The following is a 25,041-nucleotide window of genomic DNA, read 5'->3' as shown; positions in this document are numbered from 1 at the left end:
CGCCTGGTGGTCGGTGTCGGCATCGGTTTCGGACTGGCCGGAGGGAGGGAGCGCCACGAGGTATTTCGCTGGGACGACGACAGCGACAGATCCGAGATACCACGACGGCCACCACCCGGAGAAAGTGGCTGACTCGCGCTGACGTTGCCCTCTTGGAGCTCGTCCGGGACTTCACCGTCAAACGGGTCGCACCCCAAGCGCCGGGACGCGGCTGGGCGATCTGGCGGCAACACGGCTCGCTGCCAGCGATCTTGAACCAGTTCTCAGGACGCCGCGACGTCGATAGCGCTTGCCTGCTCGACCAGTGAGATGGAGCTCTGCGAGCGCCTCGCCCTCCTCGTTGCCATTGGCGCCCGACTCGCCGAGCCGCCGGCGGAAGTAGTCGCCGGCCTCGATGAAGCGGAGCGCGTCGCGGCCATCGCCGAGTCCCTCGATCGACAGCTCGCGGAACCGGCGTGACGTCCCCGCTCCAGCCACGATCGCACGACCCTGCCCTCGCGACCGCCGTCGAGACAACTCTCGCAGAGACGCAGGCCAAGCCCTCACGCATGCCGAGTCTGCGCACGTGGCTTAGGGGGATCGGGGCAGTCTGGATCCTCGTCGCCACCGTGAACGGGACCGCGCGGACGTCGGCGGGATTCTATGTCGGCTTCGCGCTGTTCGGTGCGGCGATGTTGGGCCTCGCCGGCGTGATGAAGCTCAGGGCGGGCGAGAAGGGTCCGGGATGGCGCATCGGCATCGCGACGACCGGCGTGCTCGCCGGCATGATCGCCACCGGAGTCGGACTGCTCTCGGTGCCATGGGCCACCGGCGCGCTCGCGGTCGGTGCGTTGCTCGGATGGTGGGGGACGCGCCTTGAGACCGTGGGCGAATCACTCACGTGGACGCCAGGGGGTGACGACCTGCGCTACCGCGACGCTGGCGGGATCATCGACCAGGCCGAAGGTGGCAATCATCGTCGATCCGGTGGAATCCAACCCAGGGGCGGTTGCGCCGACGGCACGGGTCGCCGAACTCGGCGAGCTGCGCGACGTGCTGGCATGGCTGGCATTCGAGACGGGCACTTCAGGAAGGATCGCCGTCGATGATCTCAGCGACCATCAACGGCTCGTGCTCGCGCTGGCGCTGCGCGCCCACGCGGCGAAGCACGGCCCTACCCTCCCAACACCTCCCGCACCTTCGTCGACAACTCTTCCGGCGTGAACGGCTTCGGCAGGAACGGCACGTCGCCGTGCTCGGCCGCCACCAGCTCCTCGCTGTAGCCCGACATCAGCAGCACCTTCATCTGCGGATGCCGCTCGCGGATCCGGCGCGACAGCTCGCCGCCGCCCATTCCCGGCATCACCATGTCGGTGAGCAACATGTCGATCGTGCCGCCATGGTTTGCGTCCAGCGCGAGCGCCTCGGCCCCGCTCGCCGCGCTGAGGACCACGTAGCCGAGCTGCGTCAACACCCGGTCGACCAGCTTGCGGACCTGCGCCTCGTCTTCTGCCACCAGCACCGTTGCGCCACCCGCGGCCTTCTTCTCGACCGCCGCCGCACTCGCCGCCGCCTCGACCTCTGCCGAGGCCCGCGGGAAGACCAGCCGGAACAACGCCCCCTCACCGACGGTCGACTGCACCTCGATCCGCCCGCCCGCCTGCTCCATGATGCCGTAACAGGTCGCCAAGCCGAGACCGGTGCCCTGCCCCGCCGGCTTCGTCGTGAAGAACGGCTCGAAGAGGTGCGCCAGCACTTCCGGGGCGATGCCCTGGCCGGTGTCGCGGAAGGTCAGGTGCACCTCATCGCGGACCGCCAATGCCTGGATGGTGAGCGTGCCGCCTTCGGGCATCGCGTCGCGCGCATTGACCGCGAGATTGGTCAGCAGCTGGTCGCCCTGCGTGGGGTCGATCAGGATGGGGGCCGGGTCCGGGGAGAGCCGAATGCTGAGCGCGACACCGTCGCCCACCAGCTGGCGCAACCGGCGATTCGCGTCGAGGATCAACGCGTTGACGTCGACCACGCGCGGCTGCACCACCTGCCGACGCGCGAACGCCAGCAACTGCGAGGTGAGGTCCGCCGCCCGCGCCGAGGAGCGGACGATCTCCTGCACGTCGGCCAACGCTTCGGGTTGATCGGCGACCCGCGCCTCGAGCAGGTGGCCATAGCCGGAGATCGCGGTGATCAGATTGTTGAAGTCGTGCGCGATCCCACCAGCCAGCCGCCCGATCGACTCGAGCCGTGCCGCCTCGGTCAGCCGCCGCTCGAGCTTCCGCTGCTCGGTCACGTCGCGGATGATCATCAGCACGCAGCGCATCCCGTCGATGTCGACGAGTCGGCCCGCCAGTCGCGTCTCGCGGACCGCGCCATCGGGACGCACCAGCGCGACGGCGAAGTCCGTCAGCGTACCGTCCCGCGAGATCGCGCGCACCATCGCCTCGCGGTCGGCCGGCGTCGGCCAGAGCTTCAGCTCCACGGCCGATCGCCCGAGCACCTCGTCCCGACTGCGCCCGGTCAACTCGACGAAGCCCTCGTTGACCTCGAGCAACACCCCATCGGCAAAGCGCGTGAGTGCCACGCCGTCCGGCGTGAGCGAGAAGAGCCGGGAGAACTTCTCCTCGCCCCGAAGCCGCGCCGCTTCGGCGCGTGCGTCGCGACGCCCCACCAGGACGAGTGCCAACCCGGCGGCGAGGAGCACGAGGGCCGCCAGGGCCGTGCGCATCGGAAAGACGCGCTCCCGGATCGTCACGGCCCAGCCGTCAGTCGGCATCGCCAACAGTTGCCACTGCCGCCCCGCGAAGGTGACCGATGCGCGGATGGCCCGACCGTTTGCCCCGACCACTGTCGAATCACCGACGATCAGCGCGCCGCGTTCGTCGACGAGCGCGCTCCGGATATTGGGAAGGTTCTCGAGCCCCGCCTCTACGGCGATCGGTGCCAGTCGCACCACCACGGCGGCCACGGCGATGACCGAGTCATCGGGGCCGCGCGCGGCGAGTCGCCCGACGAGTCCGGCTCCGCCCTGATACAGCTCGGTGGGGCCGGACACGACGATTCCCGGCTCGGTCAGCGCTCGCTGGAAGTCGGCGACCGTGCCGGGTCGGGCATCACGCAACAGATTCCGGCCGACCGCCTGCTCATTGCCCGCCTGCGGCCAGATGTGGGTGATGATCCCGTCGGGAGCGACGAATTGCACCGCGAGCACGCTGGGCACATCCCGGAGAATGTCCTCCGCGAAGCGGTCGAACTCCTTCGCGCGATCGGGCTTCGCCCAATGAATTTCGAGGAAGGACGAGAGCCCATGCAGCAGCGCCATCCGACCGCGCAGGGACGTTTCGAGCGCCGTGGCGGTCGGCACCACTTCGTTGCGCACCGACTCCCGCAGCAGCTCGCTGCGCACTCCGGCGTACCACTGATCCGCGACCACCGCGATCCCTCCGGTGCCGAGGAGCACCAGCAGGGCCGTCGTCCAGGCCGAAAAACCGACGCCCCCCCGCCGGCGTTCGCCGCGGGGGGGCTGAGTGGTCGGCATGACCGGGGTCGTCATCAGAGAGCTCGGACCGCCAACGTCACGTTGTGGCCGCCGAAGCCGAAGGAGTTGGAGAGGGCCACGCGCACGGGCTGACTCCGCTTGACGTTCGGCACACAATCCAGATCGCACTCGGGATCGGGATCATCGTTGTTGATGGTCGGCGGGACTTCTCCGGTGCGAGCCACCAGCAGGGACACGACGGCTTCAATCGCCCCGGCCGCGCCCAGCGCGTGTCCGGTCATTGACTTGGTCGAGGCAAAGATGAGCTGCTTGGCCCGGTCGCCGAAGACCGCCTTGACCGCGTTGGTCTCGGCGATGTCGCCCTGAGGCGTCGAGGTGCCGTGCGCGTTGATGTAGTCGACCTCGTCGAGCGAAATGTTGCCGCTCTCGAGGCACATCTGCATCGCCTGCATCGCGCCATGGCCATCCGACGGGGGCGAGGTGATGTGGTACGCGTCGCCCGATGCGCCGTAGCCGATGACCTCGCCGAGGATCGTCGCGCCACGGGCCTTGGCGTGCTCGTACTCCTCGAGCACCATCATGCCGGCGCCGTCGGCGAGGACGAAGCCGTCGCGTCCGCGATCGAACGGACGCGACGCCCGGGTTGGTTCATCGTTCCGGGTGGACAGCGCCTTCATGTTGCCGAAGGCCGCCACCGTGAGGCCGGTGATCGCGGCCTCGCAGCCGCCGGCCAGCATCACGTCGGAAATGCCGCCCTTGATCAACTGCCACGAGGTCCCGATGGCGTGCGCGCCCGAGGCGCAGGCCGAGACGGTGGCGAAGTTGGGGCCGCGGAGGTTGTAGCGAATGGACGCCAATCCTGCCGCGATGTCTGGAATGAACATCGGGACGAAGAACGGCGAGACACGGTCGGGCCCCTTGGTGAGGTAGGCCTCGACGTTGTCGGTGAAGGTCTGCATGCCGCCGATGCCGGCCCCGATGATGCAGCCAGCCCTGGCGGCGTTGATGGTGCCCGGCTCCGCGAGTCCGGCCTGCACCATCGCCTGATGGGCGGCGGCCAGGCCGTACTGCGCGAAGAGGTCGTAGCGCCGTGCTTCCTTCTTGTCGATGTAGGGGAGCGGATCGAACCCCTTCACCTCGCACGCGAAGCGCACCGACGACCGGACGGGATCGAACTTCGTGATCGGCGCCGCGCCGGAGACCCCCGCGAGCAGGTTCGTCCAGGACTCGTCCACGGTGAGCCCCACCGGGGTCACCAGGCCGAGTCCCGTCACCACGACGCGGCGCGTCAAATCACTTCCCCAGCTTGTCGTTCAGGTACTTCAGCGCATCTCCCACGGTCCGCAGCTTCTCCGCGTCCTCGTCCGGGATGTCGATGTCGAATTCCTTCTCGAAGGCCATCACCAGCTCGACGGTATCCAGGGAGTCGGCGCCGAGATCCTCCATGAACGAGGCCTCCGGGGAGAGCTTCTCGCGCTCGACACCCAGTTCCTCGACAATGATGTCCTTGACCTTCTCCGCCACGTCACTCATGTGATGCCTCTGTGCGTTGTGTGAACGATGAACCAGCTCAGCCGATCATGCCGCCGTCGACCACCAGGACCTGCCCGGTGATGTAGGCCCCCATTTCCGACGCAAGGAACGCGACGGTTCCCGCGATGTCCGCCGGGGCGCCGAGGCGACCCAACGGGATGGACTCCAATAATGCCGCCCGGGCCGTCTCCGGCAAGGAGGCCGTCATGTCCGTCTCGATGAACCCCGGCGCGATGCAGTTCACCAGGACGCCCCGGGCCGCGTACTCCTTCGCCACCGACTTCGAAAAACCGATCAGCCCCGCCTTGCTGGCCGCGTAATTGGCCTGCCCGGCGTTGCCGGTCACGCCGACCACCGAGGCGATGTTGATGACCCGCCCGAAGCGGCGCTTCATCATCCCTTTGATCACCGCCTGTGTGGCGACGAACGCCCCCGTCAGGTTCGCGGCGAGCACCTCATCCCAGTCGGCCTGGCCGAGGCGGATGAGGAGGTTGTCGCGCGTCAGGCCGGCGTTGTTGACCAGGATGTCGATCGGACCGAGTTCCGCCTCGCAGGCGGTGATCGCGGCCCGGATGGAATCCGGCTGGGTGACGTCGCAGGCGAAGCCGCGGGCACGCGGGCCGATGGCCGCCGCGACCTCGGCCGCGTTCGCCGCCGACCGACCGACGACCGCCACCTGGGCGCCAGCGGCGTGCAGCGTCTCGGCGATCGCACGGCCGATGCCGCGGGTGCTGCCGGTCACGAACGCAATGCGCCCGGTGAGATCAAGCTGGAGGGTCATGAGGCGAGGAAGGTCTCGAGGTCGGCAGCGGTCCCGAGCGGCGTGCAGGACGCCTCGGGGACGATGCGCTTGAGGAGGCCGGTGAGCACACTGCCCGGGCCGATCTCGAGCCAGCGTGCGTCGGGGTACTCCCGCGCGATCCGCTGCATCGAGGCGACCCAGCGCACCGGGGCGGTCAACTGATCACCGAGCAGCCGGATGGCGTCGTCGCGATCGTCCACCAGCTCGGCCGTGGCGTTGGCGCAGACCGGGAAGGCGGGCGTCCGGAAGGGGGCGACGTCGAGCGCATCGCGAAGCCCGCGCACGGCGCTCTCCATCAGCGGCGAGTGAAACGCCCCACTGACCTTGAGCGGCAGCACCCGCTTGGCCCCGGCGGCCTTGCACGCCTCGCCACCACGCTCGACCGCCGACGGATCGCCGGAGATGACCGTCTGATCCGGTGCATTCTGGTTGGCGGCGACGACCACGCCACCGCCCGCGGCACTCGCCTCGGCACAGCAGCGCTCGACGATGGCCGTGTCGAGCCCGAGCACCGCCGCCATCGCGCCGGGACGTGCCCGGCCCGCCTCGTACATCAGCGCGCCCCGTCGGCGCACCAGCACGGCGGCGTCGGTCGCCTCGAGGGCGCCAGCGGCGACCCAGGCGCTGTACTCGCCCAGCGAGTGCCCAGCCGCCGCCGCGACGGGGCCGAGCTTGTCACCGAGCACCGCCAGCACCGCCGCCGAATGGGCGAGGATCGCGGGCTGCGCATTGTGCGTGAGCGTGAGGTCGACCTCGGGGCCCTCCCACATCAACGTGCTCAGCGGCGTCGAGAGTTCGTCGTCGATCCGCTGCAGCACATCGCGCGCAGCCGGAAACGCCTCGGCCAGGTCACGCGTCATCCCGACCTTCTGCGACCCCTGCCCGGGGAACAGGAGGACGGTTACCACCGCACCACCACGCTGCCCCAGGTGAAGCCGGCGCCGAAGGCGACGAGCATCACGACCATCCCCGGCTTCAGGCGGCCTTCGAGTACAGCCTGCGTCACCGCGAGCGGGATGCTCGCCGACGAGGTGTTGCCATAGCGATCGAGGTTGACGAACACCTTCTCCATCGGAATGCCGGCATGCTTGGCGGTCGCCTCGATGATGCGGAGGTTCGCCTGATGCGGAATCAGGAGGTCGATGTCGTCGGCGGTCATCCCGGCCTGGCGGATCGCCTCGTCGGTGGAGCGGCTCATCGCCAGAACCGCGGCCTTGAAGACCTCGCGGCCCGCCATCTTGATCAGGTGGCGCTTCTCGCGCACCAGCTCTTCGGTGAGCGGATCGGCGGCGCCACCACCGGGGATGTGCAGCAGATCGGCCAGCTTGCCATCGGCGCCCAGGTAGGCCGAGAGAATGCCGCGTTCCCCGCCCTGCACCCGCTGCACGATCCCGGCACCGGCGCCGTCGCCGAAGAGGATCGCGGTGCCGCGGTCTTCGGGGTCGACGATGCTGGAGAGCTTCTCGGCGCCAACCACGAGAATCGTGTCGCCGTGGCCGGTCGCCATCAGGCCCTCGGCGATGGTCAGCCCGTAGACCCACCCCGGGCATGCGGCCACGACATCCACCGCCCAGCACCCTTCGATGCCCAGCGCGGCCTGCAGGTCACAGGCGGCCGACGGCAGGCGATGATCCGGAGAGACCGTCGCGAAGACGATCCCGTCGAGATCCGCCGCCGTGAGACCCGCCATGGCGAGCGCCTGCTGGGCGGCAACCAGGGAGTAACTGGTCAGCGTCTCGAAGCGCTCGGCGATGTGGCGCTGCCGGATGCCGGTGCGCTCGGTGATCCAGGCGTCGGAGGTGTCGAGCGTCTTCTCGAGGTCGGCATTGGTCACCACCCGACTCGGGGCCGCGGCACCGACGCCGATGATCGCCGCGATGGGGCGCGTGATCATTCGGCCACCGGGGCGTCGCGCAGCGACAGTTCAGTGGCGATGTGGTCGCTCAGGCCGACCCGCACCGAATTCACGGCATAGCGGATGGCATTCTTGATGGCGATCGGGGTCGACGAGCCGTGGCAGATGATCTGCACTCCCTTCACGCCGAGGAGCGGTGCGCCGCCAACTTCCGAGTAATCGAGGAAGCGCATCAGCGGCGCCATCTCGGGCGACTGCAGCAGCCCGGGGCTTTCCGCCTTCAGCACGCGGCCCAGCACCTTCCCCATCGACTCGTAGAATTTCAGCAGGATGTTGCCGACGAAACCGTCGCAGACCACGACATCGATGCGGCCGTGCTTCGGATGGCCGACGACGACGTCGCGGCCCTCGATGTTGCCGACGTAGTTGATGCGCGGGTGGGAACGGAGCGCGGCATGCGCCTCCCGAACGATCGCGTTCCCCTTCTCATCCTCTTCGCCGACATTCAGCAGGCCGACCTTCGGCTCGGGACGTCCCATGACGTCCCGCGCATAGATCGACCCGAGGTAGGCGAAGTTGAGGAGTTCCTTGGCGGTGCAATCGACATTCGCGCCGGCATCGAGGACGAGGACGTAGCCGTCCGGCGCCGGGAATGACGAGGCGACGGTCGCGCGATCCACGCCGTCGTGGAGTCCGAGGAGGATGGTGCCACCGGCGAGCAGGGCGCCGGTGTTGCCCGCCGAGACGAAGGCATCGGCGGCGCCGTCACGGTGCAGCCCGAGGCCGATCACCAGGGACGAATTGGGCTTCTTGCGCACGGCGGCCAGCGGCTTTTCGGCCATGCCCACGACCTCGGCGGCCGGAACCACCGTGAGGCGGCTCCGGTCGAGATCGGGATAGCGCGCCAGTTCTGCCTCGACCGCGTCGGGCTGGCCGACGAGGAGAAGCGAGAATTCCGGCGGCAACTCGCGGAGGGCAAGCGCCGCGCCGGCCACTTCGGTGGCCGGCGCATGGTCGCCCCCCATCGCGTCGAGCGCGACGCGAATCACGGCCTAGTTGTCCTCGACCTCAACGCGCTTCTTGCCCGCGTAGTACCCGCAGGACGGGCAGACCCGGTGCGAGAGCTTGGGCGCGCTGCAACGCGAACAGGGCTGCGTCGCCATGCCAGCACCGGTGTGGTGCCCACGGCGCAAGCGCTTGCGCGACTTCGAGAGTTTCCGCTTCGGAACAGCCATCGGTGCCTCAGTTGGTCGTGCCAGCCGTGCACGCGCACGGACCGGCGTTCAAATCTGCCCCACAGGTGAGACAGAGTCCTGCACACTCAGGGCGACAGAGGGGAAAGGGCTGCACCCGCAACACCAGCTCCTCACGCACCGCCTGCCCCAAATCCACCTCGCTCGACGAGACCGCCAGCGGATAGACACTGGGATCCTCGAGCAGTTCTTCGTTCGCCGAGAAGACCACCTCGACCGCTTCGTCGAGCAGTTGGACGAGCGGCTCCAGGCAACGGCGGCATTCTCCCGCCACCCGCGCCGTCAGATGCCCGTGCCAGAGCACGTCATCACCGGCCGTCCCCTGCAACCGACCCCCAACCTCCACCGGAGCCACCAGGTCGAGGGTCAGCCCCTCGAACAGCGGATGGTCCGCCGGGACCGTCGCCTCGGTGGCGACCGGTCCGTCCTGCAATTGGCGAAGATCGAACGAAAGCATAGCCATCAAAGCTAGCAGACGAGACGCCCCGCGGTCAACCCGGTCAGACCACCCCGAGGAGAGCTAACTCACGCTCGGGAAAGAAGAAAGCGATCTCACGGGCGGCGTTCTCGTCGCTGTCCGAGCCGTGGACCGCGTTCTTCCCCTTCGACTCGGCAAAGAGCTTCCGGATGGTCCCGTCCGCCGCTTCGGCCGGATCGGTCGCCCCGATCGCCGTCCGCCACGCCAGGACGGCATCCGGCGCTTCCAGCGCCATCGCCACCACCGGCCCCGAGCTCATGAACTCGACCAGCTCGCCATAGAAGCCGCGCTCCCGGTGGACCGCGTAGAACGCCTCGGCCTCGACCCGAGTCAGGCGAAGCATCCGCATTGCCTTGATGGCAAAACCAGACTTTTCCACATGAGCCAGGATTGCGCCGGCGTTACCAGCGGCGACGGCGTCGGGCTTGAGCATGGCGAACGTCAACTTTCCAGCCATCGGTGTAGCTCCACAAGGTCGTAAGTCGTATGTCGTAGGTCATAGGTCATAAGTTGTAGGTGTCTTACGACCTATGACTTATGACCTAAGACCTCATGTATTACTTGAGCTTCCCCTTCAGCAGTTCGACCACATCCACCGGTCGCCGCATGATCCCCATCCCGGCCGCTTCAAAGGCCGCAAACTTCTCCTCCGCCGTGCCGCTGGCGCCGGAGATGATCGCGCCGGCGTGCCCCATCCGGCGGCCCGGAGGCGCCGTCGCTCCGGCCACGAAGCCGACAACCGGCTTCTTGACGTTGGCCTTGATGTAGTCCGCCGCTTCCTGCTCCGCCGTGCCGCCGATCTCGCCCATCATGACGATGGCCTCGGTCTTCGGGTCGGCATTGAAGGCGGCCAGGACGTCGATGAAGTTGGTCCCGACGATCGGGTCGCCGCCGATCCCGACGCAGGTGCTCTGGCCGAGGCCAGCCTTGGTCAGGTGGTGGACGATCTCGTAGGTCAGCGTGCCGGAGCGCGAGACCAGGCCGATCGGACCCGGGGTGCAGATCGAGCCGGGGATGATGCCGACCTTGGCCTCACCCGGGGTGATCATGCCAGGGCAGTTCGGGCCGATGAGACGGATGTTCCGCTCGGCCAGGTACGGCATGACGGTGGTCATGTCGAGGACCGGGACGCCTTCGGTGATGCAGACGACGACCGGGATCCCGGCGTCGGCCGCTTCCATCATCGCGCCGGCCGCCATCGCGGGCGGGACGTAGATCACCGAGCAGTTGGCGCCCGTGGCCTTGACGGCCTCGGCGACGGTGTTGAATACCGGCACCTTGCTCTCGAAGGTCTGGCCGCCCTTCCCCGGCGTGACACCGGCGACGACGTTGGTGCCGTACTCGACCATCTGGCGAGCGTGGAACGACCCTTCACGGCCCGTGATGCCCTGCACCACCAGGCGCGTGTCCTTGTTGATCCAGATGCTCACGCGGCCTCCTTGGCAAGCGCCACGGCCTTCGAGACCGCCGCGTCCATGTCATTCATCGCCACCATCCCGACGCTCTCGAGGATCTTGAAGGCCTCGGCCTCGTTGGTTCCCGTGAGCCGGATGACGATCGGCACCTTCACCTCGAACTGCTTGGTCGCAGCCACGATCCCGTTGGCCACATCGTCGGTGCGCGTGATGCCGCCGAAGATGTTGAACAGGATGACCTTCACGCTCGGGTCGGAGGTGATGATCTTCAGGGCGTTGACGACCTTCTCCGGATTCGACGAGCCGCCGATGTCCAGGAAGTTGGCCGGTTCGCCGCCGTAGTACTTGACCAGGTCCATCGTCGCCATCGCCAGCCCGGCGCCATTCACCACGCAGCCGACGTTGCCGTCGAGCTTGATGAAGGTCAGGTTGGCCCGGCGCGCCTGCACTTCGCTCGGCTCCTCGGCCGACTCGTCACGGAGCACCGCGAGGTCGGGGCGACGATCGAGTTCGTTGTCGTCGATGATGATCTTCGCGTCGAGCGCGAGGACCTTGCCGTCGGGCGTCGTCACCAGCGGGTTGATCTCGGCCAGCGAGCAGCCATTCGCCATGAACACCTGGTACAGCTGGGTCATGATCTTCGTGGCAGCCTTGACGTGGTTCCAGTCGCGGTAGAGCGCCAACGCCAGCTGCAGCGCCTGATGCGGCAGCAGCCCGTAGCGCGGGTCGACCGCAAGCTTGGTGATCTTCTCGGGCGTCTTGGCCGCGACTTCCTCGATGTCGACGCCACCGGCGTCCGACACCATGAAGACCGGCTTCTGCGAGGCGCGGTCGAGGATGAGGCCAACGTAGCTCTCGGTCGCGATCTCGGCGGCCGGAACGACGAGGACCTTGTTGACCACGAGGCCCTTGATCGTCATGCCGAGGATCTGCGAGGCGCACTCAAGCGCCTCGGCCGGATTGCGCGCCAGCTTGACGCCGCCGGCCTTGCCGCGGCCGCCGACGTGGACCTGCGCCTTGACGACCACCGTGCCACCCAGACGCCGGGCAATCGCCTCGGCCTCGGTCGGCGTGGAGGCGACGTCGCCGTCGAACATGGGAATCCCGGCGACCTTGAGGAGGTCGCGGGCCTGATATTCATGAAGGTTCACGTACACCTCGGGAGTGTGTCTCGAGCCTCAACCACGAAAAATCCGAGCAAAGCCCCCGAAAATAGCCGCGCGGGGGCCGCATCGCCACTTGGTCCCGCTACTTCGGCGGCTCCTCCGCCAGCAGCTTTCGCAACGCCTCGAAGGCCCGGCCGAAGGCGGTCAGGTCGCCCCGCGCCAGGGCGGAATCGGCCCGCGCCATCCATTCCCGGGCCTTGAGCCACCGCTCCGCCTCGGCAACGGCGGATTCGGGGGGCTTTGGAGCGGTCGGGTCGCCGAGGAGCTCGGCCCACGCCGATTCCGGATCACGGGCCGCCGTCGCCCGCTCCCCCACGGAGGCCGCCACGGCGAGGGCGGTCACCCTCCCGAACCGATTGACCGCGATGATCGGTTGCCAGGCCATCAGGCCCGCCGGTCCCGGATACCAGCGCACCGTGCCGGGGATGATCGAGTCCCGGGCGGCGCGGGCCGAGTCACGCCACCGGGAGAGGATGGGCAACCGATTCCAGCGGCGTTCGGCCTCCCGAGCGTTCTCCGCGCCCTGCCCTTCCTGCCGAACGACCTCGAGCCGCATGATCCCGGCCCGTCGCGAGGCCGTCAGGATGGTCGCCAGCGCCTGCCGCGCGGGGTCCTCCATGACGCTCTGCCACCCCGGCCCATCCCGAACCGACCAGACAGGCACCGGGGACTCCGGCGGGCCATCGGCCTCGCGCCGCCCGGGCCGCTTCCCGAAATGCCACGCCGGACCTTCCAGGATGCGCAACTGCGCCTCGATCAGCAGCCGCGGATAGTGCAACTCCGCGACGATCGCCGGCGGCAGGGGACTCGACTCGACCAGCGGCCCGAGGATGGTGGCCCATGCCTTGGCGAGCGCGTCGGCCGCGGGATCGAGATAGACCCGCACCGAGCCCGACTCCGGCTCCATGAGGGCGACGAATCCGGGCTTGACCCCGGCCACGTCACGGCCGCCCCAACGACCGTGGGTCGCCAGGGGGTATTCGCTCAGGGGAATCACGCCCTGCACCACCCAGACGGCACGGCCCTCCACGATCACCAGCTCGCCCGGCAGCCACGAAACCATCGGCATCAGCGCCGCCGCACGATCACTCGGGTCGAGCAACCAATCGACACTTCCCGAGGGCGACGGCCGCAGGAGACCACCGGCCTGACGGCCCCCAGGCGAGCATGACGCGCCGGAAGACGCCGCTGGTCGAGACGCCGGTGGCCGTGGCCTGCCACTCGGGCGCGCCCGGTCGGACGCGTACACGATCCAGTCCGATCCGCGTGACGATACTGCTGCTGTCCTGGAGCGGGGCGCGGGCATCGCGCACCGTGATCGCTTCGAACGCGGGGCCGCGTGCGCTCCTCGCGATGGCCAAGTGCCACACTGCGGACACCGTGTCACCGTGCAGTTCGCGCCCGGGCGTGGCCACCAACAAGGTCGCGCCTTGCCCGTCGACCAGTCGCCGAAGCGAGGTCTGGTCCCATCGGCCCGTCACCGGTGGCAACGTGTCCGGGGCAGCCGTCGCGGCGACCGGGTTGAGCCCCCACGCGTCGGCGGTGGCAGCACGGATCTCGGCGTCGGCGGTCGCGACCGGCGCGGTCGGCTCGCTCATGGCCGGTACCAGCCATCGTTCGACGGCCATCGCCGCGCCGAGCACGATCCAGCCGGCGAGGAGCAAGGAGGTGCGGCCGCGGAGCGCCCAGGTCGCCGACATGACTGCCACCGCGATGGCCGCACCCATGAGCGCCTGCGAGGCGAGCTCGCGCACGCTCAGCACCACCATCGGCAGCGGCTCCTGCATGGCGGCCACGGCGAGCCAGGGGTGCAGCATTGCCCCCACGCCGACCGCGATCGCCAGCAACGTGATCAACGCCCCGAGATGGTATCGGCTGTGCGGGTGCACGACGAGTTGCCCACCCTGTCGACGGATGCCGCCCGTGATGGTGTAGAGCAGCGTGATCATCGCCAGCGCCAGAACGACCAGCGTGACGAAGTAGTCGTAGCCGATCTCCCACACCGGAAGCTGCGCCACGAAGGTGCCGAGGTCGGCGCCAGAGATCGGTTCCGGTCGGCCGAAGCGCAGCCCCTGCCACGCCAAGGCAATCGGTGCACGCCAGCTGCGCGCACCGGTGCCCGTCATGCCGCCGAGCAGCAACCCCATCCCCACGGCCCAGAGCGTGAGCGCGCGGGGCGAGATCGCGACGGGGATCTCCTCCTCCCCGACCCGCTGCGCGAGCGTGACCGACGCGATCCCGCGCACCACCCAGAGGGCGTGCGCGATGAACCACGCGGCGGCGACGGCGATGGCAGCGAGCTCCAGCATCCAGCCAAGCAGCATCCATTCGGACACGGCCTGGGCGGCCGCATCAGAAATCGCGGCCGCCCACCAGCGCGCCGTGAGCAGCACGGCGAGCAGACGGCCCAGAATGAGCAGCACCACCACCGCCCCACCCACGGCGAGGAGCCGCCGTGCGCGCGGCGTCATGCGCCTAGGCCCCGATGCCCCGCGTGGCGAGCCAGGCCGTCATCTCGGCGTGGTGCGCGTCGCGAGCCGCGGCCGAGGTGCCCTCGAATCGGAGCACCAGGATCGGCTGGGTGTTGGAGGCGCGGACGAGTCCCCAGCCGTCAGGGTAGCGGATCCGCACGCCATCGATGGTGACCACGGGATACAGCGCCGCGAAGTGCGCCGCGGCCGCCTCGACGATCGCGAACTTGGTCTCGTCGCTGCACTCCACGCGGAGTTCGGGGGTGGCGAATGTCTCGGGCAGATCGGCCAGCAGCGCGGCAAGACCGCCAGGGCCCCGGGAGACAATCTCGCAGAGTCGAGCAGCGGCGAAGAGCGCGTCGTCGAAGCCGAGCCAGTCGCCACCGAAGAAGATGTGGCCGCTCATCTCGCCCGCGAGTGGCGCCGCCTCTTCCTTCATCTTCGCCTTGATCAGCGAGTGCCCGGTCTTCCACATGACCGGCCGTGCACCGGCTGCCGTCAGGGCCGCCGGCAGGGACTCGGAGCACTTCACGTCGAAGATCACCGGCACGCCCGGCCCGAACCGCCGCACGGCATCGCGGCCGTAGAGCACCAGCAACTGATCGCCCCAGATCTGGCGTGCCGACTCATCGACCGCGCCGATCCGATCACCATCGCCATCGAAGGCGATGCCGAGCTCGGCACCGTGCGCGCGCACCGCCTCCTGCAGGTCGACGAGATTCTCGAGGACCGTCGGATCGGGATGATGGTTCGGGAAGGTGCCGTCGCTCTCCGCGAAGAGCGGGACCACGTCGACACCGAGCGCCTGCAGGGTGGAGATGGCGATCAACGCCGCCGCGCCATTGCCGCAGTCGACCACGGCCTTCACCGGGCGCGCCAGGGCATGACGCGAGACGATCGCCTCGCGATAGCGCCCGAGGATCGACGCGTCGCTCGCGTGGTGGCCGGCCCCGGTGGAATACTGCTCGACGGCAATCCGTTCCCACAGTTGCTGGATCGCTTCGCCGTGCATCGAGCCGCCGGTGATCACCATCTTGAAGCCGTTGAACTCTGGCGGATTGTGCGAGCCGGTGACCTGCACGCCGCCGTCCGTCGCGAGGGCCTGCACCGCGAAGTAGAGCGCCGGCGTCGGCAACGTGCCGACGTCGATCGCGGTCCCGCCGGCGGCGACGATCCCATCACGGACCGCGGCAGCGAGTGCATCGCCGGAGGGGCGATTGTCCCGACCCACCACCAGTACCGGCGGACGGCCGAGGCGTTCGGTCACCACCGAGGCGAAACCGCGCCCGAGGTGGTGGGCCAGCTCCGGGGTCAGCTGATCGCCGACGATGCCCCGGACGTCATACTCGCGAAAGATCGTGCGCGGAAAGAGCATCGGTCGCTCGCTCAGCGCGTCATGATGGGCGTGGCGATGGCCCGCAGCTGCCCGGCCGTCTGCCCCGCGAAGTCCAGCACCGGCTGCGGCCAGACGCCCAGCACCACGATCGCAGCAATGCAGACGGCCACCGCCACCTTCGCCGGCAACGGGAAGCGAATGCTCTGGTGGGCCTGCCGAGTGCGTGTCGGCTTCAGCGTCATCGAGAGCACCACCGGGAGGTAATAGCCGATCGAGATACCGCTGCCGAGCATGGCGACAACCGGGAGCAGCACCTCACCCTGGCGCAGCGTGGCGGAGATCAGGAACCACTTGCCGATGAAGCCGAACGTTCCCGGAAAGCCCAGCAGCGAGAGCATGCAGAGCGAGAGTCCGAGCGACGCGAAGGGCCGCACTGCGTAGAGGCCTTCCAGGTCGGTCAACTGCACGGTGCGGGCGCCGGCGCGCTCGATCGAGGCGAGGATGCCGAAGGCGGCCACCGTCGTGATGGAATACGCAATGAGGTAGACCATCACCGACGCGGTCCCCTCGTCGCTGTTGGCATAGAGCGCGAGGAAGAGGTAGCCGGCGTGCGCGATGGCGCTGTAGGCCAGCATCCGCTTCAACGAGGTCTGCGCCAGGGCGACCAGGTTGCCGATGAGGATCGTCACGATCGCCAGGCCGGCGAGAATCGGTCGCCACAGCTCCACGTAGGCCGGGAAGGCCTCGGCCAGGAGCCGGGCCAGTGCCAGGAAGGCCGCCGCCTTGACACCGCTCGCCATGAACGAGGTCACCGGGGTCGGCGCGCCTTCGTACACATCGGGTGCCCAGGCGTGGAACGGGACGGCCGCCACCTTGAACGCGAAGCCGACGAGCAGCAGCCCCATCCCGAACTTCGCCATCAGTGTCGGCGGCGTGCTGGCCAGTTGCGCGCCGATGAGCGCGAAGTTGAACTGCCCGGTCGCGCCGTACGTCAGGGCAATGCCATACAACAGGAAGCCCGAGGCGAACGAGCCGATCAGGAAGTACTTGAGCGCCGCCTCGGCGGATGCCCGCCGAGTCCGGTCATAACCGGCCAGGACGTACACCGAGATCGACATCACCTCGAGGCCGAGGAACAGCACCGTCATGTCCACCGCGCCGGCGAGCAGCATCATCCCGACCGTCGCGAGCATCAGCAGGACGTAGTACTCCGGCGCGAGGATCCCCTGCCGTTCGAGCCAACGGAGCGACATGATCGTGATGGCGAAGCCGATGCCGAGCAGGAGCGCGTCGCTGGCAAAGCGGAAGCCGTCGAGCGCGACCATCATCGCGAGGCCGTCGGGGTGCGCGCCGATCGCCGCCAGATACGCGGTGCCTGCACCGGCCAGGAGGTAGCCGCCCAGCGAAAGGACGCCGACGAGTCGCATGTCCTGCGCGGTGCGATGGCGCCAGCCGACGACGAGCAGCACCACGAGCGCCCACGCCGTCAGCAGCAGCTCCGGGAGCAGGGCGAGCGTGGCCCCGCCCGGGGTCGAGAGATCGATCGGAGTGCTCATCGCTGACCTCCCGGGCGGATACCGACCGGCCCCGGGAGCTCCGCGGGCGGCAGCGACGGTTCAATCATTTCCACGTAGCGCTTGACCGCGCTCTCGGTGCGTCGGAGGAGCGGGCCCGGATAGAGACCGATCCAGACCATGGCGGCAATGAGCGGTGTCAGCACGGCGATCTCGCGCATGTTGAGATCGCCGATGCCCTCATTGGCCGGGTTGGTGAAGCGGTTGAAGAAGACCCGTTGGGTGGCCCAGAGCATGTACGCCGCCGAGAAGACCACGGCGGTCGTCGCGACACCCACGAGCACCGGGTACCGCCCGAACGAGCCGATCAGCACCAGGAATTCGCCAACGAAGCCGTTCAATCCGGGCAATCCGATCGAGGAGAAGGCGGTGATGACGAAGGCGAGCGACATCAACGGTGCCACCCGCGCGAGTCCGCCGAACTCGGAAATCATCCGGGTGTGCCGACGCTCGTAGAGCATGCCGATGATGAAGAAGAGCGCACCGGTGGAGATGCCGTGCGAGACCATCACCATCATGGCGCCCTGGACGCTCTCGACCGTACTCCCCCAGATCCCCAGCATGACGAAGCCCAGGTGGGAGACGGAAGAATACGCGACCAACCGCTTGAGGTCGGGCTGCACCATCGCCACCAGCGCGGCGTACACGATGCCGACGACGGCGAGCGTCGTCATGACCAGCCCGGTGGTCTTCGAGAGCGCGAAGGCGGGGACGAACGGAATCGCGAACCGGAGGAAGCCGTAGGTCCCCATCTTGAGCAGGATCACGGCCAGGTCGACCGAGCCGGCGGTTGGCGCCTCGGTGTGCGCATCCGGCAGCCAGGTGTGGAACGGGAAGAGCGGCACCTTCACCGCGAAGGCCACGGCGAAGGCCACGAACAGCCAGCCCCCCCACGGGGCCATCACGCCGGCGTGCTCCAGCAGGTGCGCGTAGGCGAACGAGTAGGTCCCCGTCGCCTTCCCCACCTGGAAGACCATCCACAGGATCGCCACCAGCATGAGCAGCGACCCGACGAAGGTGTAGATGACGAACTTGGTCGCCGCGTAGAGCCGGTTCGAGCTGCCCCAGATGCCGATCATGAAATACATCGGGATCAGCAGCAGTTCCCAGAAGGTGTAGAAGAGGAAGAGGTCGAGCGAGACGAAGACGCCGAGCATCCCCGCCTTCATCGCGAGGAGGAGCGCGTAGAAGCCGCGCTGCTTGTGGTCGATGCTCCGCCAGCTGCCCCAGACCACCAGCGGCATCATCACGACGGAGAGCAGCACCATCAAGACGGAGATGCCATCGATGCCGACGCGATAGCCGATGCCGTAGCCGGAGAGCCAGGGGACGTCGGTGACGAACTGCATCCCCCCGTTGGCGGGGTCGAAGGCCCACCAGAGGCCGATGCCGAGGAAGAACTCGAGCAGGGCGACGGTGAGCGCGATCCAGCGCGCCGCCTTGACCGGAAAGAGCAGCACGAGGGGCATCCCGACCAGCGGGAGCACCAGCAGCACGTGCAGGATCCAGCGATCGTAGCCGATGCCAGCGAGGAAGGCAGCCATCGGTCAGCCCACCAGGGTGCGGAGGATGATGACCACCCCGGCCGCGAAGAGGGTGACGTACAGGGCGGTCTGCCCGTTCTGCAATCGCGAGCCGAGCCAGCCGAGTCCCTGCGCCAGTCGCGCCGTCCCGCCAACCCCCATGCGATCGACCAGGAACTGGTCGAAGCCCTTCCAGAGCACGGTGCGGGAGAACCACACCGTCGGCCCGACGAAGAGCTTGGCATACAGTTCGTCGATGAAGTACTTGCCGTTGAGCAGGCGCCAGAGCCCCCGTTCCGCGGGCTGCGCCGCGGGAAGCGGAATCGCCTGCCCCAAGGTGAGCCGCACGCCGAGCGCGAGGCCCGTCAGCGCGATCAGCACGGCACCGCCGATGAGGTACAGCTCGGTGTGGCCGTGGGGGAGCACGAGCGGATCCATGAGCTGGGTCGCGCCTGCCGTGACCGGCTCGAGCCAGTGCTCCAGCGCCGCGGACCCACCCACAAAGCTCGGCAGGTTGAGCATTCCGCCCGCGACGCTCAGCACGCCGAGGACCGCGAGCGGCACGGTCATGATGGCCGGCGCTTCGTGGAGATGGGCCTCGACGCCGTCGCCGCTGCGGAACTTGCCGAGGAAGGTCATCGCGATCAGGCGCGCCATGTAGAAGGCCGTCATCAGCGCCGCCGCGAGGCCAAGGAGCCACGAGACGAAGTAGACCGGATTGTGCTCGCCGCGCACGAAGGCGGCGGTGAGAATCTCATCCTTCGAGAAGAAGCCCGAGAACGGTGGCACGCCGGCGATCGCCAGCGTCGCGAGCGTCATCAGCAGGAAGGTCCACGGCATCGCCTTCCGCAGCCCGCCCATGTTGCGCATGTCCTGGGCGTCGCCATGCGCGTGCGCGTGATGCTGCGCCGCGTGCATGCTGTGGATCACGCTGCCGGCACCGAGGAAGAGCAGCGCCTTGAAGAAGGCATGCGTCACCAGGTGGAAGATGCCGGCCGAGAAGGCACCGGTCCCCACCCCGAGGAACATGTAGCCCAGCTGGGAGACGGTCGAGTAGGCCAGGACCTTCTTGATGTCGTACTGCCGGAGGCCGATCGTCGCGGCAAAGAAGGCCGTCAGCGCACCGGTGATCGCCACCACCTCGAGCGCCACCGGGGCCAGCGCGAAGATCACCCCCGTGCGGACCACCAGGAAGACGCCCGCGGTGACCATCGTCGCCGCGTGGATGAGCGCGGAGACCGGCGTCGGGCCGGCCATGGCGTCCGGCAGCCAGACGAAGAGCGGGATCTGCGCCGACTTGCCGGTGCAGCCGAGGAAAAGGAAGAGCGCGATCGTGGTGGCGATGGTGCCGGCGTAGGGGAGGACCGCCGGCGCCCGCAGCGCCAGCTGGGCGTAGTCCAGCGTCCCGACATACCACCAGAGCATGAACATCGCGATCAGCACGCCGAAATCGCCGATGCGATTGGCAAGGAAGGCCTTCTTCCCGGCATCCGCATTCGCGTCGATGTCGAACCAGAAGCCGATCAGGAGGTACGAGCAGAGCCCGACGCCTTCCCAGCCGATGAAGGAGACCGGGAGCGACGCGCCGAGGACCAGCACCAGCATGAACGCGACGAAGAGATTCAGGTACGCGAAGTAGCGCGCGTAGCCCGGATCGTCGTGCATGTAGCCGACGGAGAAGAGGTGGATCAGCGAGCCGACCCCGGTGATCACCAGCAGGAGCACCACCGAGAGGCGATCCACCTGCAGCGCGAGGTCGATGCTCAGCGCGTCGGAGACTGGCATCCACTGCCAGAGCATCACCTTGACCGGTTCCCCGGCACCCGCGGCCGACTCGCGGAAGACCGCCAGTGCCACCGCGAACGCGCCGAGCAGCACCCCGACGCCGATCAGCGAGACGAGCCCCTTCGCCTGCGGCCGCTTGAACGCGATGACGCCGTTGGCGACGGCGCCGAGCAACGGCAGGAGGATGGCGAGCCAGATGTATGGCGTCACGCCTCAGCCCTTGAGCAGGTTGAACTGCCGGAGATCGACCGACTGCACATGCCGGAAGATCGCGAGAATGATGGCCAGGCCGACGGCCGCCTCGGCCGCTGCCACTGTCATCACGAAGAAGACCATGATCTGCCCGCTGGTGCCGTGAACCTGCGACAGCGCCACCAGCGCCAGGTTCACGGCGTTGAGCATCAGCTCGACGCACATGAAGACGACGATGGCGTTGCGGCGGATCAGCACGCCCACCACGCCGAGCACGAAGAGGATGGCCGACAGGGCGAGGGAAGGACCGAGCAGCATCAGAGCCTCTTCTTCGCGAGGACGACGGCGCCGATGACGGCCGCCAGCAACAGCACCGAGGTGATCTCGAACGGAATCAGGTACCCCTGGAAGAGCGGCTCCGCGATCCGGCCGACCACCCCGCGCGGATCCGGCATCGCCTGGGCCGCCGACGGGAAGACATAGGCGGGCACCGCCATCGAGTCGGGCATCGTGGAGAACTCGCGGGCCAGTCGCTCCGGCGAATAGGCCCTGAGCCGCACCAGTTCGGCCCCCATGAACGCGGTGATCCCGCCCGCCACCAGCCAGGCCGGCCAACGCTTCCACTCGCGCGGGACGGCCTCGATGTTGAGCAGCATGATCACGAAGAGGAAGAGCACCATCACCGCGCCGGCGTAGACCAGCACCTGGATCGCCGCGATGAACTCCGCGTTGAGCAGGACGTAGATCCCCGCCAGCGCGAACATCGTCGACACCAGCCAGAGGGCCGACGCCACCGCGTTGGTGCGCGTGATGCAGAGGAGGGCCGAGGCCACGGCCCAGGCGGCGAAGATCCAGAAGACGATCGTCACGGCGGTCATCTCACTCGCCTCGCGGATCGGAGGGATCCCACAGCGACGAGACCGGATGGACCTGCGCCGAGAGCCGCTCGAGATCGTAGACAAAGCGGTCGCGCGAATACTCGGCGTTCTCGTAGTGCACGCCGACATGGATCGCCTCTTCCGGGCAGACTTCCTGGCAATAGCCGCAGAAGACGCAACGGAACTCGTCGATCTCGTAGATCAGCGGATAGCGATTCCCTTCCTCGTCCTCGCCCGGCACCAGCTTGATGCAGTTGGCCGGGCAGATCTGCGGGCAGAGGCCGCAGGCAACGCACTTGGACCGCCCCTGCTCGTCGGTCAGCATCCGGTGCGTCCCGCGCCACCGCGTGGCCAGGCGCCAGTCGTCGGTGCTCTTCTGCTCGGGGTACTGCATGGTGAAGCGCGGCTGGAACATGTGCTTGAACGTCAGCACCATCCCCTTGAGCGTCGCTCGCAGGTACGAGACCTCGCGGTCCGGCCGATGCATCACCTTCACGCCGATGGCCATTACTCCTCCCCGGTGGTGCGCGCGGCCAGTCGCACCGGCCGAATCGGGGTGCTGACGCCCCGCACGATCCGACCACGATCCAGCACGAAGATCAACAGCCAGCCCAGGACCACGTTCAACCCGAGCAGCCCGAACGCCTGCGCCCGCGGGGTCGTCCAGCCGAGGCCGCGGTCCAGGCCCCAGATCGCCCCGGCCGTCACCAGGATGTAGGCGAGCGCCAGCGGCAGCAGGACCTTCCACCCCAGCGACATCAGCTGGTCGTAGCGGAAGCGCGGCAGCGTCCACCGGATCCACATCACGAAGAAGATCCAGAAGAACATCTTGCCGAAGAAGAAGAGATGGGTCACCAACGTCTGGGCGAGTCCGCCCTGCTGGTCCCAGGTCGTGAACGGAATGTCCCAGCCACCGAAGAAGAGCGTGGTCAGCATCGCCGAAATCGTGACGATGTGCGCGAACTCGGCGATCATGAACATCGAGAACTTCATCGCGCTGTACTCGGAGTGATACCCGGCCACCAGCTCCGACTCGGCCTCGGGAAGGTCGAACGGCAGGCGGTTGGTCTCCGCGAACCCGGCGATCAGGAAGACGAAGAACGAGATGAAGAGCGGGCCGACGAACCAGAGCCCCGCCTGCTGTTTGGCGATGATCTCGCTGAAGGAGACGTTGCCCGTCATCAGCAGGAGCGGGATGAGCGAAAGCCCCATCGCCACTTCGTAGGAGATCATCTGCGCCGAGGCGCGCAGTCCGCCGAGGAGCGAGTACTTGCTGTTCGACGCCCAGCCGGCCAGCGCCACGCCGTAGACGCCGAGCGAGGAGATGGCGAGGACGAAGAGGAAGCCGATCGGCACGTCGGCGATCGAGATCGTCATCGGGCCATCGAAGGTGGCACGGCCGACCAGCGGCAGGGTGATGTCGAAGTGGAGCGGCAGCGGCGCCGCCAGGGGAATCACCCCCAACAGCATCAGTGCCGGAATGAACGAGAACGCCGGGGCCATCATGAACAGGGCGCCGCTGGCACCGGCCGGCCGGGTCTCTTCCTTGATGAAGTTCTTGAGGCCGTCGGCCGCGGGCTGCAGGATGCCGAAGGGCCCCACCCGATTCGGGCCCGGCCGGTTCTGCATCCACCCCGCCACCTTCCGCTCCATCAACGTCATCAGCGCGACGCCCACCAGCAGCACCGTGAAGATGACCAGCAACCTGACGACCGACACCAACAGGAACCCCTTCATCTCGGGACTCATGCCGTCACCCCGGCGCCCGTCACCACCCGGCCGGTGAGGCCGAGGTCGCGGTGCGTCATCCCGGCGAAGGGCGCCAGCGCGCCGAACGCCTCGGATGCCGTCGCCGGTGCTTCGCGTTCAGGCGTGTTCAGCGCCCAGGCCTCCCAACAGACTCGCCACGCCGGCCAGGCCATTCCCGGCGCCGGACGCGCCGGCAGGTAGCGCTGGGCGCGGCCATCGCGGTTCACATAGACGCCCTGCTCCTCGACCATCGACGTGATCGGCAAGACCAGCGCGGCCGGACCAAGGCGTGCATCGGCCACGGTGGTGAGGTGCACGACCGCCGCCGCGGACGCGACCGAGGCCGCCTCGGCGTCATCCAGCTCGACGTCCAGCACGACCACCAGCGCGGCACCCGCAGCGGCGGCCACTGCCGCCGCGAAGTCGCGGCCGATGCCGAGCAGCTCGGCGCCGCCGAGATTGGCCGCACGTTCGGCCCGAAGCGCCAGATTCGGAATGGTGCCGATCGGCGCGCTTGGCCCGAGCGGAACCTTCATCGCGGCGGTGACTCGGTGCCCTTCGAGCAGCTGCATCGCAGCGCCCAGCGATTCCACCGACGCCCGGCCACCAGCCAGCAGCACCACCGGGCCGTCGACGTTCCGCACCAGGGCGGCAAGTCCTTCCAGGGCGCTCGGCCAGTCCGTGGCGTGGTAGCGGATGCCGTCGTGCGCCATCGGCGCCTCGACCCGATCCCCCCGGTTCATCCAGCGATAGTCGCTGCGGCCGGTGTCACAGATGAAGTGGCGGTTGACCTCGAGATTGGCCCGGGGGCGCAACCGCACCACCGCGTCGTCACGGGTGTCGACCATGATGTTGCACCCCTGCGTGCAGCCGGGGCAGATCGACGCCGTCTTGTCGAGGTCCCAGGCGCGCGCCTTGTGCAGAAAGTCCTTCGAGACCAGCGAGCCGACCGGGCAGAGGTCGACCACGTTGCCGGCCCAGTCATGATCGAGCAGCGCACTCGGATCGATGCCGATGTAGGCGCGATCGCCCCGCTCCGAGACGTTCAGCACCTTCTCGCCGACGACGTTCCCCATGAAGCGGACGCAGCGGGTGCAGAGAATGCAGCGGTTGGCGACGTAGAGGATGTCGGGGCCGAAGTCCTCGACCGGGCTGTAGCGCTTCGGGTAGTCGCCGTAGCGCGAAGCGGCCTGCCCTTCCTGGAAGACGAAGTCCTGCAGCTCGCACTCGCCGGCCTGGTCGCAGACCGGGCAGTCGAGCGGATGGTTGATCAGCAGGAACTCCAGCACGCCCTCACGCGCCTTCTTCGCCGCCGGCGAATGGACGTGGATCACCTGGCCATCGGCGATCGGCGTCACGCACGACGGGACCAGCTTCGGGAACTTCTCGATCTCGACCAGGCACATCCGACAGACGGCCGGCGACGGCAGCGAGGGATGGTAGCAGTAGTGCGGGACCAGCACGCCGGCCTGCTTGGCGGCCTCGATGATCGAGGTACCCTTGGGCACCGTCACCTGCACGCCTTCGATCGTGACCGACACCATCTCGATGGTCATCGG

At 68.2% G+C, this 25,041-nt stretch carries 25 protein-coding genes; 2 read left to right on the top strand and 23 right to left on the bottom strand.

Annotated elements, in window-relative coordinates; all coding sequences use genetic code 11:
* The first annotated feature begins 309 nt into the window (after nt 1-309).
* Both IPG05_09515 and IPG05_09510 read left to right on the top strand, forming a co-directional pair.
* The gene (locus IPG05_09515) at nt 310-459 is read left to right on the top strand and encodes a hypothetical protein (protein MBK6495327.1); all 150 of its coding nucleotides are present in this window, start codon (nt 310-312) and stop codon (nt 457-459) included.
* Nucleotides 456-1,088 (top strand): hypothetical protein, encoded by a 633-nt coding sequence (locus IPG05_09510; GenBank protein ID MBK6495326.1) that lies wholly within the window; start codon nt 456-458, stop codon nt 1,086-1,088. Before IPG05_09515 ends, IPG05_09510 begins: the two co-directional genes overlap by 4 nt.
* 65 nt (nt 1,089-1,153) lie before the next feature.
* Here the strand turns inward: IPG05_09510 and IPG05_09505 are convergent, their stop codons facing one another.
* The 23 genes from IPG05_09505 to IPG05_09395 all read right to left on the bottom strand — a co-directional run bounded on the left by IPG05_09505 (nt 1,154) and on the right by IPG05_09395 (nt 25,038).
* Nucleotides 1,154-3,526: a response regulator gene (locus IPG05_09505; protein MBK6495325.1), complete on the bottom strand. Its 2,373-nt coding sequence runs from the start codon at nt 3,524-3,526 to the stop codon at nt 1,154-1,156.
* Nucleotides 3,526-4,764, bottom strand: coding sequence for a beta-ketoacyl-ACP synthase II (gene fabF / locus IPG05_09500; GenBank protein ID MBK6495324.1), 1,239 nt, complete (start codon nt 4,762-4,764; stop codon nt 3,526-3,528). The genes IPG05_09505 and fabF overlap by 1 nt, the downstream gene beginning before the upstream one ends.
* Nucleotide 4,765: 1 nt before the next feature.
* The gene (locus IPG05_09495) at nt 4,766-5,005 is read right to left on the bottom strand and encodes an acyl carrier protein (GenBank protein ID MBK6495323.1); all 240 of its coding nucleotides are present in this window, start codon (nt 5,003-5,005) and stop codon (nt 4,766-4,768) included.
* A gap of 37 nt (nt 5,006-5,042) precedes the next feature.
* On the bottom strand, nt 5,043-5,786 hold the full coding sequence (gene fabG, locus IPG05_09490) for a 3-oxoacyl-[acyl-carrier-protein] reductase (GenBank protein ID MBK6495322.1): 744 nt from the start codon (nt 5,784-5,786) through the stop codon (nt 5,043-5,045).
* Entirely contained in the window at nt 5,783-6,715 is a 933-nt protein-coding gene (gene fabD, locus IPG05_09485) for an ACP S-malonyltransferase (GenBank protein ID MBK6495321.1), read from the bottom strand. The genes fabG and fabD overlap by 4 nt, the downstream gene beginning before the upstream one ends.
* Nucleotides 6,709-7,701 (bottom strand): ketoacyl-ACP synthase III, encoded by a 993-nt coding sequence (locus IPG05_09480; GenBank protein MBK6495320.1) that lies wholly within the window; start codon nt 7,699-7,701, stop codon nt 6,709-6,711. The genes fabD and IPG05_09480 overlap by 7 nt, the downstream gene beginning before the upstream one ends.
* A complete protein-coding gene (gene plsX / locus IPG05_09475; protein ID MBK6495319.1) occupies nt 7,698-8,711 on the bottom strand; it encodes a phosphate acyltransferase PlsX in 1,014 nt (337 codons plus the stop codon). The genes IPG05_09480 and plsX overlap by 4 nt, the downstream gene beginning before the upstream one ends.
* 3 nt (nt 8,712-8,714) lie before the next feature.
* Nucleotides 8,715-8,897, bottom strand: coding sequence for a 50S ribosomal protein L32 (gene rpmF, locus IPG05_09470; protein MBK6495318.1), 183 nt, complete (start codon nt 8,895-8,897; stop codon nt 8,715-8,717).
* Nucleotides 8,898-8,904: 7 nt separating this feature from the next.
* The gene (locus IPG05_09465) at nt 8,905-9,378 is read right to left on the bottom strand and encodes a DUF177 domain-containing protein (GenBank protein ID MBK6495317.1); all 474 of its coding nucleotides are present in this window, start codon (nt 9,376-9,378) and stop codon (nt 8,905-8,907) included.
* Nucleotides 9,379-9,415: 37 nt separating this feature from the next.
* Complete coding sequence (ndk, locus tag IPG05_09460) at nt 9,416-9,850, bottom strand: nucleoside-diphosphate kinase (GenBank protein ID MBK6495316.1); 435 nt, start codon at nt 9,848-9,850, stop codon at nt 9,416-9,418.
* Nucleotides 9,851-9,950: 100 nt separating this feature from the next.
* Nucleotides 9,951-10,823 carry a succinate--CoA ligase subunit alpha gene (sucD, locus tag IPG05_09455; protein ID MBK6495315.1) on the bottom strand — a complete coding sequence of 291 codons (873 nt, stop codon included), beginning with the start codon at nt 10,821-10,823 and terminating at the stop codon, nt 9,951-9,953.
* Nucleotides 10,820-11,959 (bottom strand): ADP-forming succinate--CoA ligase subunit beta, encoded by a 1,140-nt coding sequence (gene sucC / locus IPG05_09450; protein ID MBK6495314.1) that lies wholly within the window; start codon nt 11,957-11,959, stop codon nt 10,820-10,822. Before sucC ends, sucD begins: the two co-directional genes overlap by 4 nt.
* A gap of 97 nt (nt 11,960-12,056) precedes the next feature.
* Complete coding sequence (locus IPG05_09445; GenBank protein MBK6495313.1) at nt 12,057-13,043, bottom strand: UPF0182 family protein; 987 nt, start codon at nt 13,041-13,043, stop codon at nt 12,057-12,059.
* 16 nt (nt 13,044-13,059) lie between these two features.
* Nucleotides 13,060-14,445, bottom strand: coding sequence for a UPF0182 family protein (locus IPG05_09440; GenBank protein ID MBK6495312.1), 1,386 nt, complete (start codon nt 14,443-14,445; stop codon nt 13,060-13,062).
* Nucleotides 14,446-14,449: 4 nt separating this feature from the next.
* Entirely contained in the window at nt 14,450-15,820 is a 1,371-nt protein-coding gene (locus IPG05_09435; GenBank protein ID MBK6495311.1) for a phosphomannomutase/phosphoglucomutase, read from the bottom strand.
* Nucleotides 15,821-15,831: 11 nt separating this feature from the next.
* On the bottom strand, nt 15,832-17,337 hold the full coding sequence (locus IPG05_09430) for an NADH-quinone oxidoreductase subunit N (GenBank protein ID MBK6495310.1): 1,506 nt from the start codon (nt 17,335-17,337) through the stop codon (nt 15,832-15,834).
* The gene (locus IPG05_09425) at nt 17,334-18,899 is read right to left on the bottom strand and encodes an NADH-quinone oxidoreductase subunit M (protein ID MBK6495309.1); all 1,566 of its coding nucleotides are present in this window, start codon (nt 18,897-18,899) and stop codon (nt 17,334-17,336) included. Before IPG05_09425 ends, IPG05_09430 begins: the two co-directional genes overlap by 4 nt.
* Before the next feature lie 3 nt (nt 18,900-18,902).
* Nucleotides 18,903-20,873 carry an NADH-quinone oxidoreductase subunit L gene (nuoL, locus tag IPG05_09420; GenBank protein MBK6495308.1) on the bottom strand — a complete coding sequence of 657 codons (1,971 nt, stop codon included), beginning with the start codon at nt 20,871-20,873 and terminating at the stop codon, nt 18,903-18,905.
* Nucleotides 20,874-20,876: 3 nt separating this feature from the next.
* Nucleotides 20,877-21,173 carry an NADH-quinone oxidoreductase subunit NuoK gene (gene nuoK / locus IPG05_09415; protein MBK6495307.1) on the bottom strand — a complete coding sequence of 99 codons (297 nt, stop codon included), beginning with the start codon at nt 21,171-21,173 and terminating at the stop codon, nt 20,877-20,879.
* Entirely contained in the window at nt 21,173-21,733 is a 561-nt protein-coding gene (locus tag IPG05_09410) for an NADH-quinone oxidoreductase subunit J (protein ID MBK6495306.1), read from the bottom strand. Before IPG05_09410 ends, nuoK begins: the two co-directional genes overlap by 1 nt.
* Before the next feature lies 1 nt (nt 21,734).
* The gene (locus tag IPG05_09405) at nt 21,735-22,220 is read right to left on the bottom strand and encodes an NADH-quinone oxidoreductase subunit I (protein MBK6495305.1); all 486 of its coding nucleotides are present in this window, start codon (nt 22,218-22,220) and stop codon (nt 21,735-21,737) included.
* Nucleotides 22,221-22,240: 20 nt separating this feature from the next.
* Entirely contained in the window at nt 22,241-23,470 is a 1,230-nt protein-coding gene (gene nuoH / locus IPG05_09400; protein ID MBK6495304.1) for an NADH-quinone oxidoreductase subunit NuoH, read from the bottom strand.
* An 8-nt stretch (nt 23,471-23,478) separates the two neighbouring features.
* Entirely contained in the window at nt 23,479-25,038 is a 1,560-nt protein-coding gene (locus IPG05_09395; GenBank protein MBK6495303.1) for a (2Fe-2S)-binding protein, read from the bottom strand.
* Nucleotides 25,039-25,041 lie beyond the last annotated feature (3 nt).

It is taken from the genome of Gemmatimonadota bacterium, from assembly GCA_016704275.1.
Taxonomy (GTDB): domain Bacteria; phylum Gemmatimonadota; class Gemmatimonadetes; order Gemmatimonadales; family GWC2-71-9; genus Palsa-1233.
Note: the sequence above shows the minus strand (reverse complement) of the source record. Positions and strands in the feature narration are given on the sequence as shown.